Below are 12,928 nucleotides of genomic sequence, written 5' to 3'. Positions count from 1 at the left end.
CATTTTAGTTACAATAACCCCAAGTGAATGGAAAGATTAGATATATTTGCAGTAGAATTATAAAATCAACTGAACAAGTCCGTATAACGATCGAGTGATATGCGGATATAGATTAAAAAAATAAAAGATGAAAGAAAGTGTTTTGAGTAGAAAAGAGCGTATTATGAAAGAAGCCTTGTTGCTTTTTTCAGATCAAGGCTATACGAATACCTCTACCAAAACGATTGCCCAAAATGCAGGAGTTTCCGAAGCATTAATCTTTAAACATTTTGGGAATAAAGACGCACTGTTGGTTTATTTGATTAAATCAGGTTATCGTAAGGTTCTTACGCACCACCGCGGAATGATGACCTATCGTGAACCAAAGGAATTTTTGCGCACAATGATCAATCTACCCAATAAATTGGTTACCGCGGAACCCTTATTTTGGAAATTGCAGGAGCGTTTGTCTCATCACCCCTTTTCCAAACAACAGCACGAGCAGTTTATGAAGCCTGTGCAGCCCATTATCCATCGTGCTTTTGAAGATCTGAACTATGAAAATCCAGATCTCGAAACACAATTTCTCTTGTTGATTATCGACAAGCTGTGGAAAAAGGAAGCGATAGGTGAATTGGAAAATGTGATGGAGTTGACGCTGTTTCTAGAGAAAAAATATAACCTGATTTAGCTTAAAAAACTGAATTATAGTCTTTTCTAAACATCTATTCCTTGATAAAGTTCTTTCGTGCTTATCAAACCGATAATTGAATTGTAATCGTTGGATGGCAGTTGTATTCCGGCGCTGTTATTTTTCTATATATTAAGTGTTAGTATTGCTCACACCAATTGACATGCGGTATATTTCAGCTCTGCACCTTACGAATTGCTGTTTTATGCGTGTTTATATGAAATTGTTGCAAAAACAATTTCATATTGTCCAAAATAATAACGTCCTTAGTATTTCTATTTTAAATACATTATACAAACTAATTTATGTTCAAAAAACTCGGTCTGGGAATATTGGCATTAGTCGGCACAATTTCTTTTTTGAAAGCTCAGGACAAAAAAGATTTTGTGAAATACATCAACTCCCAGCATGCATGGGTCGATGCGGTATTCAATACGTTGACGCCAAAAGAAAAAGTTGCACAGTTATTTTTGGTTAGGGCACACACCAATTTAGGACAGAAATATATTGACTCCGTAGCTCAGGTTATACAGGACCAACATTTGGGCGGTCTCGTTGTTTTTCAGGGCGGTCCTGTCCGCCATGTTGATATGTTCAATCGGTATCAATCCCTGTCCAAGGTCCCATTGATGGTGACATTTGATGGCGAGTGGGGATTAGGCATGCGTATGCCAGATTCTACTTTGTCGTTCCCTTATCAGATGACTTTAGGGGCCGTTCAGGATAATCAGCTGATTTATCGCATGGGACGTGAGGTTGCTTTAGACTTCCAACGTATAGGTATGCATTTCAATTTTGCCCCTGATGTGGATATCAACAATAACCCTAAAAATCCCGTTATCGGTATCCGCTCCTTCGGTGATAATAAATATAATGTAACCCAGAAAGCTAAAGCGTATATGGACGGTATGGTGGATGGTGGTATCCTGGCTTCCATTAAACACTTCCCGGGGCATGGCGATACAGATGTGGATTCTCATTATGATCTGCCGCAACTACCTTTCGACAAAAAACGTTTGGATACCCTGGAGTTGTATCCGTTCAAAGAGCTTATTAAAGCCGGTGCACCTGCTGTTATGGTGGCCCACATGAATATTCCGAGTTTAGATGACACGCCTAATATGCCATCTTCCATCTCTAAAAAGGTTGTAACCGATCTTTTGCGTAATGAACTTGGCTTTAAAGGACTAACAGTTACTGATGCAATGGACATGAAAGGTGTAAAGAAGTTTTTTCCAAATGGAGAAGCCGACGTACAGGCGATTATCGCAGGGCATGATTTACTTGAAGTGTCGGAGAATAGCAAGCGTGCGATCGATTTGATTGTAAAAGCTATTGAAGAAGGACGTATCGCGCAGGCCGATATCGATGCGCGGGTAAAACGAGTGCTTGCCGCTAAGCTCTGGCTTGGTTTAGATAAATATCAGGCAACTGTACAACAGAATCTATACCATGATTTACATCGTGCTTCAGCTGTTCAACTCATTGACGAACTGTCCGATGCAGCGATCACCGCTTTGAACTCGATAGAAAAATTAAAATCCTTCAAAAAGGATTTACCTACGGCTATTATCAACATTGGTATTACAGCCAATCAGACCTTCCAAAATGAATTGGCTAGTGCACTCACAAATGAAACACAATATTTCATCACGGATAGCACAAGTAAAGATGATATCAAACGTCTTACCAAAGAAATCAAGAAGAACAAACAATTTATTATTGCCGTACACGATACGAGACTTCGTCCACGTCCGACCATGGTATTAAATAAAGATGTTCAGGGCCTGATGAAGAAATTTGCAAAAAAATCAATCCTGACTTTATTTACCAATGCCTATGCTGTGGATGGATTTGAAGCATCCAAAAAAGCAAAAACAATTTTGCTGGCCTATCAAAATGATGCTTTCATGCAGAAAGCGGCAGTGAAAACTATTTTAGGGCAAAATACGCCGAAAGGAAAACTCCCTGTTACGATAAACAAAAAATTTAAATACGGACAGGGGAAATAAAGCATTATAAAATCACACCAACACGGTACCTCTTCCAAAAATGGCCCTCCTGCAATTGCAAAGCCATTTCGGAAGGGGTATTTTTTTTAGCAGCACTTAAATCTCTTCATGGGCGGACCTGCTATCTGATGGCTTACTTTCATTTTTCATGCGATCAATAGCTGTAACGACATATTTGTACTGTTGATGCTGCTTGATATCGTCATCCGTATATTGAAGCTTATCGCCATCAAAGGTGATAAAGATGATTTTTCCAGGATCCTTAATGTTCACTTTTTCATCGAGATTGAACCGATAGACCACGTAGCCATAAGCAGACTCCCCATCAGTGGCCAAATCTGGTTTTTGCCAAAATAAGGTGTTCATTTTACCATTGGCCGAATTTTTAACCAGAAGACCGAAAGGTGCATTGGGTGGGATACTATCTAACCACGGCATTGTAGGGGGTAAAGCTGGTGTACGATACAGGTCATTTCGCATGGAATCCTGCAGTCCAACAAGATTGTCCGTGAGTGATTTGGAACTGAAATAAATACTTCCTTCCACGTCGTGCTCCTCTCTTAAGTGGCGTACCTGTCTGGGAATTTGGCTGCGGTCTGTCCAGCCGATTTTATTTTCTGTAACACGATAAGCCCCATGCCCCACATAAAAGTGACGGCCATAGGTGTGTTTCTGCCACCAGTCAACTAAGATCTCATATGCTGCAGCACGATTTTTGAAAGGAAAGTAGATCTGGGGATTGATGTAGTCTATCCAGCCTTCCTGCATCCATTTTACACCATCAGCATATAGTTCACGGTAAGCACTCAGCCCACGGGTATCTGAGCCAGCAGAATTATTTTCTTTGTTGTCCCATACGCCACAGGGGCTAATGCCATATTTTACATAAGGTTTTATCTTTTTGATGGCAACACCAAGATCGTGTACCAGTACGTTGACATTGTTGCGTCGCCAGTCGTCAATTTTCTCGATCCCGTTGTTATATTGACCAAAGGTAATCTGATCCGGTACCGGTGTATTTCTGCTATCAGGATAGGGGTAAAAGTAATCATCGAAATGAATACCATCTACATCGTAGTTTTTGACGACATCCATAATCACATCAATGATATATTTACGCACTTCCGGAATACCAGGGTTGAAAAGCTTCTTGCCAGCATAGGTGAAGAACCATTCTGGGTGGCGCTTGGTAATATGGTCATCCGAAAAATGGGCCGGATTTAATGTTGTCGAAGCACGATACGGATTGAACCAGGCATGTAGCTCCATCCCTCTTTTGTGGGCCTCGGTGATCGCAAATTCCAGGGGGTCATAAAATGGTGACGGAGGCAGGCCTTGTTTTCCGGTCAGGTATCTACTCCAGGGTTCTCTGCCCTTTGCATAGAAAGCATCGGCAGCAGGACGCACCTGCAAAATAATCGCATTCAGCCCCGCGCTGCGGTGTTGGTCCAGTAAATCAATAAACTCCTGTTTTTGCAGTGCGACATTATTGCCCGCTTTGACAGAGGGCCAGTCTATATTACCTATGGTTGCAACCCACACGCCACGAAACTCCCGCTTAGGTAGTTGTTGGGAATACGTTCTAATCGAAAATAAACAGATAACAATGGTAAAAAAAGAATATAAATATGTTTTTCCCGTCATTCTATAAATTATAGCCAACAAAGATAGGGAAGCATTTCTTACTTTTTCCCTAAAAAATGTAAGATGTTTGTTGGATACTTGTTAAAAGAACCTGAGCTTGGTTTTCAAATTGATAATAATGCAAATACAGGTAACATTGTACTTTATTTGTACTAATTTAGTTGCGGTTTTCACAAAAGCAATAGCTTGATCAGCTAACCGCAATAAAAAAGATTATGAGCAAAGAACAAATATCCGTTTTTGACATGTTTAAGATTGGTATCGGCCCCTCGAGTTCGCATACCTTAGGACCTTGGCGTGCAGCCCAGCAATTTACCGCTGTGCTCAAGTCAAAAGGCCTATTGCATGAAGTCGAACAAGTCAAAATTCTGCTATATGGTTCTTTGGCGAAAACCGGTGCCGGGCACGGTACTGATATTGCTGTTCTACTGGGGCTAAGTGGAGATGATCCGGTTACCTTTGATGTCAATCGAGTGACACCCAAAGTCGAACATATCAAGGCGGTCGGTGAACTGGAAGTCGCTGGCGAACGGACAATTCCTTTTTCCTACCAGGAAGACCTCCTGTTTCTATATGCTGAGAGCTTACCTTTCCATCCCAATGCCGTTACCTTTCAGGCCTTCCTATCCAGTGGTAGGGCGATTACCGAAACTTATTATTCTATAGGTGGCGGTTTTGTGGTCCAAGAAAATGATACGGAAAGCGTCCTGTCTGAAGTAGATCTTCCATTCCCTGTGGATACTGCACACGAACTCTTGCATTGGACGATGAAAACAGGGCTGAAAATCTCTGAGCTGGTCCTTGAAAATGAATGTGCATGGCGTGAAGAAAGTGAAACCGTAGCAGGCGTATTGAATATTTATAAAACAATACACGAATGTATCTACCGGGGCTGTCATACAGGCGGAACATTACCTGGGGGCTTAAACGTTGAACGTAGAGCCGCCAAACTAAATAAGAAATTAATGCAGGGACGCAGTTATCAAGATTACGAGTCCTGGATAGCGGCCATTCGTGAGGGCGGCCAAAACTTCCAATATATTCTTGATTGGGTAAGTTGTTTTGCACTTGCCGTAAATGAAGAGAACGCCTCTTTCGGACGCGTGGTTACAGCGCCTACCAATGGAGCTTCGGGCGTTATCCCGGCTGTATTGCAATATTATATTACTTTCCACGACGGAATGCGTGAGAACAAAATTATCCAATTTATTCTTACAGCATCTGAAATCGGTTCGATCTTTAAGAAAAATGCAACGATCTCTGCTGCAATGGGCGGCTGTCAAGCGGAGATTGGCGTTTCATCAGCGATGGCTGCCGGAGCGCTGACAGAAGTGTTGGGTGGATCGCAGCGTCAGGTGCTGATGGCTGCCGAGATTGCGATGGAACATCATCTTGGATTAACATGTGATCCAATTGGTGGATTGGTTCAGATTCCATGTATTGAGCGTAATACTATGGGAGCCATTAAGGCAATTACTGCTGCGCAGTTAGCACTGCAATCGAACCCAGATAAGGCAAAAGTGAGCCTGGATACTGTGGTTAAGACGATGTGGGAGACCGCTTTGGATATGAATGCTAAATATAAAGAAACAGCAGACGGTGGACTTGCCGTCAATATTCCATTGAGTTTGCCAGAATGTTAATGACTGTCTGAGTTTTCTCGTTTTTCGTATCTTTGACGCGGTAAAATAGATATATTCTTATAAATAGCGTAAACGAATGAAATATTGTGCAATCGCCTCCGGAAGTAATGGAAACTGTTATTATGTGGCTAAAGATGATTCTGCTATTTTGATAGATGCTGGAATCAACAGCAAACATATACACCTTCGGATGTACAATCTGGGGCTTTTACCGACTCAGATCAAAGCAATTTTCATTACCCATGAACATTCTGATCATATCAGAGGCCTATCAGTATTTGCCAAAAAATATAATCTACCGGTTTATATCACCAAGGGGAGTTACGATGGTACCCGATTGCATCTTCCATCCCATTTGGTCCATATAATCTCTCCGGACGAAGTCGTTGAAATTGGAGGTCTCAAGGTGTATGGTATTCCCAAATATCACGATGCCAAAGAACCCTGTAGTTTCCTTGTTTCAGATGGAACATACAATATCGGGGTATTGACGGATATAGGACGGCCTTGTGAAAATGTACAGCATGTTATTCAGCATTCGGATGTATTGCTTCTGGAATCAAATTATGATGAGGAAATGTTGCGTACAGGACGCTATTCGTATTTTCTGAAAAACCGGATCAGCAGTGGTTGGGGACACCTTTCAAATCGTGTTGCCGTCGAACTGTTTAACGCTTATAAAACCGATCGCCTTAAACATCTTATCTTAACTCACCTCTCCGGTGAGAATAATACGGTCGATCTGGTGCAGCAAACTTTCGAACCACACTGCGAACGTATCCAGCTTCATGTAGCAACACGCTATCAGGAAACAGAATTATTCGACCTGAAAGTTGTGCTAGAGAATCATGTAACAGCTTTTTCAATTCCTTCTGCACTCTCTTCCTAGTTTAAAATGCTCTTTTTGTTCGTTTTATTTCTTCAGTTAAAGCGTAAGAATACTGTAAAATGAAAAAATTAGTTGTTTTAAAAAGATTTCCTGTTATATTTGCTTTGTTTTTAATCAGTCTAAATAATATCTTTTTCACTTATTTGGACACAGGAAACAAAAAACACCATGTAATAGACGGCAATCTATCACATGGCGTTAATCTACATACAGCGGCAACTGCATGTAGATGACTGAAACAGCACGCTGTGTCAGTACTCCCGATATACGATATGGAAGAACTTGCAAGATAACGAATTTTATTATTTTATTCGTTGTTAAGCATATGCAAAACCTGCAAATTCTCCCATAATAAGTTGAAGAAAACTAAACATCAATCAACATATTATGAAAATTTTAATTTCATTTTTTACATTCCTTACGGTATTACTGTGTAGTCATACTAGTCATGCCCATGCCCTTTGGATTGAATCATCTTCTTATGGAACGTTAAACCAATCCCATGAAGTCAAGGTATATTACGGCGAGTTTGCAACGAATGAAAGAGATCAGGTCGACAAATGGTACTCCGACGTGAAGGACTTCTCATTAATGTTGCATGCCCCGGGACAGGAACCCGTCAAGCTTCAATTGACGAATCAAGGCGATCACTTTAGCGGTTCATTCCAACCTACAGCAGCCGGAACCTATTTCCTATCCATTGTTAAAGCACCTAAAGATCTAGGCGGTAAAACGAAATATGAATTTTCTTCCTTAGTGCCTGTTATCGTAGGAAAGTCTGCAACACTCGATTATAAATATGTAAAAAGCCCATTGCAAATTGAGTTGCTTGGTGCGGCTAACGCAAAAAAGGGGCAACGTATACAAGCAAAGATCACCAGCTTCGGCAAAGCTGTTCCACAGGCCAAAGTTTCTGTTTTTTCGGCTACTGGTTGGGGAAAAGAGTTTGTTGCGGACGAGAATGGTATCCTGACATTTGATGCAATTTGGTCGGGGCCATACGTTTTGGAAGCAAGTACGTTTGCTGAGACAGCAGGTGAACATGAAGGAAAACCCTATGCTTCGGCATGGCAGGGAAGTACAACTTTTATTACCATCAAATAACTGCAGATACAGCGCAGACAAAATAATAAAGGGTCCATCTGAAACGATGGAAACACCAATGGATCCTTGCAAAAAAAGAATATCTACTATAAAAAACATCTACCACACTACATTCATGAATAAAACTTTATCCTTTCTGGCTATTCCTATGATTAGTTCGGTTTTCTCTGTTGCACAGGCACAGACGAACAAAATAATTGAGGGAATTCTTATCAATGAAAAATCTGAACCGATCACAGGGGCGACAGTAAAATTAACCAATACGGGTGCGACCACCAGTACCGATAATGAGGGGCATTTCGCTTTTCATAAGCTTTCATCCAAAACTTATCATATTGAGATTAAGGCGATTGGTTATAGTAAGCATACGATGGAGGTGAATGCAAAAGATGAGGTGACAAACCTTGGGCCCATCATCGTAAAAGACCAATCGCAGGCCATCGACGAAGTTGCGGTTTATGGTAAATACTATGAGCATTATAAGTTTGACAGTATCTCCGGATCGTTACGTCTTAAAACACCAATCTTAGAGTTACCTCAAAATATACAGGTTATTTCTGCTGATTTAATGGCCGATCAGCAAGTTTTTGATATTGTGGATGGTATTACGCGTAATGTTAGTGGCGCAACACGTCAGGGCCATTGGGACAACCAATATGCCAATATCCGTATGCGTGGCTCTAAGATCCCTGCATTCCGTAATGGGATGAACATTGAAGCTTCTTGGGGGCCTACAGCCGAAGATGCAAGTATGATCGAGCGGATCGAATTTGTAAAAGGACCAGCCGGTTTTATGCTTGCCAATGGCGAACCTGGCGGGTTTTATAATGTCGTAACTAAAAAACCGACAGGAAATACCAAGGGATCTGTGACGCTGAATACAGGTAGTTTTAGTACCTATCGCGCTGCCGTTGACTTGGATGGTAAATTGCGCAAAGATGGCAAACTGCTTTACCGTCTGAATGTGGCCGGACAACAAAAAGATTTTTTTACAAAATATAATTACAGTAACCGGCTTGTTATAGCGCCAGTGGTTACCTATAAAGTAGATTCTTTGACGAACTTAACATTTGAATACACCTACCAAGGGTCTACCTACCTATCAAATGGTAATTATACGTTCTCACCCAAAGGATTTGCCGATCCGGGTATTGCCAATGACTTCTTCTATGGTGATCCCTCCATGGAGCCCGGAAAGCTAAAAGACCATAGTGCCTATATTTACCTGGATCGCAAACTAAACGAAAACTGGAAGTTGCATGCACAGATGGCCTATTTCAATTTTGATATGAAAGCCACCAGTACATGGCTGAATTACATGAAAGCCAATGGCGATATGCCACGTTATTACAGTATTGCCGACGAACATGGTGAAAATAGTTTTGGTCAGGTTTCTTTAAACGGAGAAGAATATACCGGAAGCGTTCGTCATCGGATTTTGGTGGGAGCCGACTATGGTAATAAGAAGTTCTGGGGCGATTTTAGAACGATTTTAGATTCGATTCCTTCAGCTCCGCTCAACGTCTATGATCCTAAATACGGTATTCCAGGCAGTGTATTCCCTACGCTGGATCGTTCGCAGAGTGTAAAGGTCCGTGCGGGCGGTAGCAACTACGTGACTTCAACAAACTATATGTCATTCTACGCGCACGATGAATTGGCGTTCCTGGAAGAGAAATTGCGTTTATCGCTTGGCTTACGCTATACAATTAATGAGACCATAGGAAAAACGTCTGTAGCTGACAGAACCGATAAAGCATTTACGCCGAGGGTAGGGTTGAGCTATTCGATCGATAAATCCATGAGTGTATATGGCTTGTTTGATCAATCTTTTGTTCCTGTCGCTGGTACCGACTGGGAAGGTAATGCTTTCAAACCAATACGCGGAAATGATTTAGAAGCAGGTGTTAAGAAAGAGTGGATGGGTGGAAAATGGATCTCCACGTTAAGTGCCTACACTATTGCCCGTAAAAATGCGCTGGTAGCTGACCCCGATCCGAGTCACGTCGTTAATGGTGTGTCATTCCAGACCCAATTGGGAGAAACCAGAAGCAAGGGTATCGAATTTGATGTCACCGGTGAAATTATTAAGGGGCTGAATGTGAATGCAAATTATGCCTTGACAGATTCGAAGATCTCCAAAGATACCAAAGAAGAAAATATAGGTAATATCACTCCGAATACGGCCAAACATACAGCCAATGCATTTGTATCCTATCGTATTCAGGATGGGAAAGTGCGTGGACTTGGCTTTATGGGAAGTGTTCAGGGAATGTTTGACCGTGCAGTTGGGACAACAAAAGAAAGTAATTTCAAGAATTATCTGCGTACCGATGCAGGCATCAGCTATCAAAAAGGGAAGTATGCCCTTTCGGTCGTAATCAATAATGTGTTGGACAACCGCAAATTGCTGACTGCTGGATCGATCTCCAAAGCAAGTGCGGCCGTTCAGAAGCTCGGTGGTGTGGATTATTATTCCTATATCGTCGAAGCCAGACGTAACTTCCGCATGGGAGTGACCTATAAATTTTAACGGACCGATCCAGATAAATTATAGAATCGATGTATAGTACACTGTTAATCGTTATACTCATGGGAGCCTATCTTTTTTACAACACGAGCAAAAAGGTGAAGTTTGGCCCTAGACCACAATGGCTCGAAAAATTGTGCGCACAAACGAAGTTTGTGCGCACATTGAGCATGCTACTGTTGATCTTTCCATTTATAGCTGTTCTTTATCTGCAAGGCTTTGGAGCAGGTTTTTTTGCTTTTTTTGCCTATTTCATGTGCATGATGTGTCTTGTGGTCCTATTAAATCCTTATCGCTATTTCAAATTATACCCAATTATGGGATTGTATGTATTTAGCCTTTGTGTTGAATTATTGATTTCTTAACCGATTAAATATGCCTGCTAATAAAAAATACCTCAGTACGCCCTTTCAGCGATTCCTGAAAATTACAGCCGGATTTATCGGTGGTTATGTCGTCATGATCTCTTTCCACGTTTTGGTCACTCATATTTTTGAGAAAAAGGATGTTGTTGCCACGGCTTGCTTCACGGGCTATCTCCTATGGGCAGTACTGCTCTTATTGGCCTTTCTTGCTAAGAGTGGATGGAAAATATGGGGGATATATTTAGTGTTGGCTGTCCTTTTCTCCCTGCCCTATTTCTTCAAACTGTAAGTCATCATGAATAACCGAAATTATAATATTTACTTCAATACACATACCATTAGCGGCATTATCATCTGCGCCATCCTCTATGTGATATTTTTTGCGGGATCATTTGCATTTTTTAGAAACGAAATCGCTGCCTGGCAGAATAACACGTCGTATAAGACCTATCGCGAAGATCATAAAAACGTTGATCATTTGCTCGACTCACTCAGAGGACAAACAAATTTGCATGGACGCGATATTACCTTTTATATGCACCGGGAAGGGACTTCAGCCTACTTGGGCTTGAGTGCATCCAACGATAGTATACTCAATAAAGAAAACCTGGCGAAGATCACGCCTGAACAAAAAGCTGCAAAAAAGAATAGCCGCAGAAGAGGTGGAGATGATGATTCAAAGAACTTTACCTATAATTTTGCCAATAAAAAGGCTGGAGACTATGTGCAGAATTACGATATGGGCGAGTTTTTATTTCGTTTGCATTTCTTGGCCCAGCTCAATCAGGTGCCGATTCGGGTAGGCATAGCGCCATTTGGTTATCTTATTGCAGGTATTACCGCTTTTATTTTTCTGTTTGCCCTTATTACCGGGTTATTGCTGCATTGGGATAAGATCGTCTCAAATTTCTTTGTGTTCAGACCCTTCAGTAAATGGAAAACGGTATGGACCGATATGCACACCGCATTGGGCGTCATTGGTTTTCCGTTTCAATTTATCTTCGCGGTAACAGGTACGTTCTTGATCATCAATTCAGTACTCGCTTTGCCGCTGAGCAAGTTGTTGTATGATGGTGATCAGCAAAAAATGTATCAGGAGATGGGGGTTAGTGCCGAAACCAATTTTCCTTATACCTACAAACCTTTAAATGCAGACATTAATATCGCTCCATTTTTAGATCTGGCAAAACACAAATGGCCGGAAGCCGATTTTCAGCGTATTACGATCAAAAACTACGCAGACTCCAATATGCATGTTATCATGGAGCTGGAACCGCATTTTAACAAAAGCTTTGCTGGATCGGGGCTGTTGTCTGTGCGAGCGGCCGACAATAAAGTTGTTGCCGAGAAATCACCAGTTAGCGATGCTAGCTATGCAGATGGGGTGCGCAGCATTATATACCGGTTGCATTATGGCGATTATGGAGGCTATCCGCTCAAGATGGTGTACTTTATTTTGGGAGTTATGGGCTGTCTTGTTATTATCTCGGGTATATTGATCTGGTTGGTAGCGCGTGACAAAAACAACGTAATTCCACGAAAACGAAAATTCAATTTCTGGGCGGCCAATATTTTCACGGCAATATGTTTGACGATGTTACCTGTCACTGCATTGACTTTCATTGCTATTAAATTGAGCCCTGAGGTCAATCAGGATTTTATATACCGCGTTTATTTCTATAGCTGGCTCCTATTTTCACTGTATTACATTATCCGGAGAAGCATACGCAGAACCAATCGCGAAACATTGCTGGTTGGAAGCATATTGGCATTTTTTATTCCACTTGCCAATGGTTTTATGACTGGTAACTGGATCTGGGATACCTTCCGCAATGGACAGCGGGATATTTTCGTCGTCGACTTTTTATGGCTGATGATCGGTATAATTGGTGTAATCGCCTATAACAAGACTAAAAAATTCTTTGAGACGATTCGTTAACAAAGATTCTTTTCTCTCTGCGAAGTGTATACACTTTGTTTTTTAATTCCAAGGGTGCTCACAAGGTGCCCTTGGAACGTTTATAGGGTACGGCTTAAATACCTTTAAGGTCAGATCCTGGTAGACAACGCC

At 41.5% G+C, this 12,928-nt stretch carries 10 protein-coding genes; 9 read left to right on the top strand and 1 reads right to left on the bottom strand.

All coding sequences use genetic code 11. From position 1 onward, the window contains the following. Positions 1-127 precede the first annotated feature (127 nt). Together B3600_RS09310 and B3600_RS09305 are read left to right on the top strand one after the other, a co-directional pair. Positions 128-670 carry a TetR/AcrR family transcriptional regulator gene (locus tag B3600_RS09310; protein WP_070561361.1) on the top strand — a complete coding sequence of 181 codons (543 nt, stop codon included), beginning with the start codon at positions 128-130 and terminating at the stop codon, positions 668-670. A 305-nt stretch (positions 671-975) separates the two neighbouring features. Beyond that, a complete protein-coding gene (locus tag B3600_RS09305) occupies positions 976-2,682 on the top strand; it encodes a glycoside hydrolase family 3 protein (protein WP_201640014.1) in 1,707 nt (568 codons plus the stop codon). Positions 2,683-2,778: 96 nt separating this feature from the next. Here the strand turns inward: B3600_RS09305 and B3600_RS09300 are convergent, their stop codons facing one another. Further along, entirely contained in the window at positions 2,779-4,326 is a 1,548-nt protein-coding gene (locus tag B3600_RS09300) for a glycoside hydrolase family 10 protein (RefSeq protein WP_286752767.1), read from the bottom strand. Positions 4,327-4,541: 215 nt separating this feature from the next. Here B3600_RS09300 and B3600_RS09295 point away from each other — a divergent pair, with 215 nt between their 5' ends. From B3600_RS09295 to B3600_RS09265, 7 genes are all read left to right on the top strand, one after another. Then, positions 4,542-5,969, top strand: a complete 1,428-nt coding sequence (locus B3600_RS09295; protein WP_075994516.1) for an L-serine ammonia-lyase — start codon at positions 4,542-4,544, stop codon at positions 5,967-5,969. Between the two features lie 76 nt (positions 5,970-6,045). Further along, positions 6,046-6,858 (top strand): MBL fold metallo-hydrolase, encoded by an 813-nt coding sequence (locus B3600_RS09290; RefSeq protein ID WP_075994515.1) that lies wholly within the window; start codon positions 6,046-6,048, stop codon positions 6,856-6,858. A 387-nt stretch (positions 6,859-7,245) separates the two neighbouring features. Then, the gene (locus B3600_RS09285) at positions 7,246-7,962 is read left to right on the top strand and encodes a DUF4198 domain-containing protein (protein ID WP_286752766.1); all 717 of its coding nucleotides are present in this window, start codon (positions 7,246-7,248) and stop codon (positions 7,960-7,962) included. Between the two features lie 115 nt (positions 7,963-8,077). After that, complete coding sequence (locus B3600_RS09280; protein WP_286752765.1) at positions 8,078-10,495, top strand: TonB-dependent siderophore receptor; 2,418 nt, start codon at positions 8,078-8,080, stop codon at positions 10,493-10,495. Between the two features lie 29 nt (positions 10,496-10,524). After that, positions 10,525-10,857, top strand: coding sequence for a hypothetical protein (locus tag B3600_RS09275; RefSeq protein WP_112375062.1), 333 nt, complete (start codon positions 10,525-10,527; stop codon positions 10,855-10,857). A 10-nt stretch (positions 10,858-10,867) separates the two neighbouring features. Continuing rightward, positions 10,868-11,146, top strand: a complete 279-nt coding sequence (locus B3600_RS09270; RefSeq protein ID WP_046672687.1) for a hypothetical protein — start codon at positions 10,868-10,870, stop codon at positions 11,144-11,146. Positions 11,147-11,152: 6 nt separating this feature from the next. After that, positions 11,153-12,796, top strand: coding sequence for a PepSY-associated TM helix domain-containing protein (locus tag B3600_RS09265; protein ID WP_201640017.1), 1,644 nt, complete (start codon positions 11,153-11,155; stop codon positions 12,794-12,796). The last annotated feature ends 132 nt before the right edge of the window (positions 12,797-12,928 follow it).

The sequence above is a fragment of the Sphingobacterium sp. UBA2480 genome (assembly GCF_002341965.1).
Classification (GTDB): domain Bacteria; phylum Bacteroidota; class Bacteroidia; order Sphingobacteriales; family Sphingobacteriaceae; genus Sphingobacterium; species Sphingobacterium multivorum.
Note: the sequence above shows the minus strand (reverse complement) of the source record. Positions and strands in the feature narration are given on the sequence as shown.

Bases quoted from the DNA above. Each gene is read 5' to 3' on its own strand.
- B3600_RS09275 (WP_112375062.1), top strand. From the start codon at position 10,525: ATGTATAGTACACTGTTAATCGTTATACTCATGGGAGCCTATCTTTTT.
- B3600_RS09280 (WP_286752765.1), top strand. From the start codon at position 8,078: ATGAATAAAACTTTATCCTTTCTGGCTATTCCTATGATTAGTTCGGTT.
- B3600_RS09285 (WP_286752766.1), top strand. From the start codon at position 7,246: ATGAAAATTTTAATTTCATTTTTTACATTCCTTACGGTATTACTGTGT.
- B3600_RS09295 (WP_075994516.1), top strand. From the start codon at position 4,542: ATGAGCAAAGAACAAATATCCGTTTTTGACATGTTTAAGATTGGTATC.
- B3600_RS09310 (WP_070561361.1), top strand. From the start codon at position 128: ATGAAAGAAAGTGTTTTGAGTAGAAAAGAGCGTATTATGAAAGAAGCC.
- B3600_RS09270 (WP_046672687.1), top strand. From the start codon at position 10,868: ATGCCTGCTAATAAAAAATACCTCAGTACGCCCTTTCAGCGATTCCTG.
- B3600_RS09305 (WP_201640014.1), top strand. From the start codon at position 976: ATGTTCAAAAAACTCGGTCTGGGAATATTGGCATTAGTCGGCACAATT.
- B3600_RS09265 (WP_201640017.1), top strand. From the start codon at position 11,153: ATGAATAACCGAAATTATAATATTTACTTCAATACACATACCATTAGC.
- B3600_RS09290 (WP_075994515.1), top strand. From the start codon at position 6,046: ATGAAATATTGTGCAATCGCCTCCGGAAGTAATGGAAACTGTTATTAT.
- B3600_RS09300 (WP_286752767.1), bottom strand. From the start codon at position 4,326: ATGACGGGAAAAACATATTTATATTCTTTTTTTACCATTGTTATCTGT.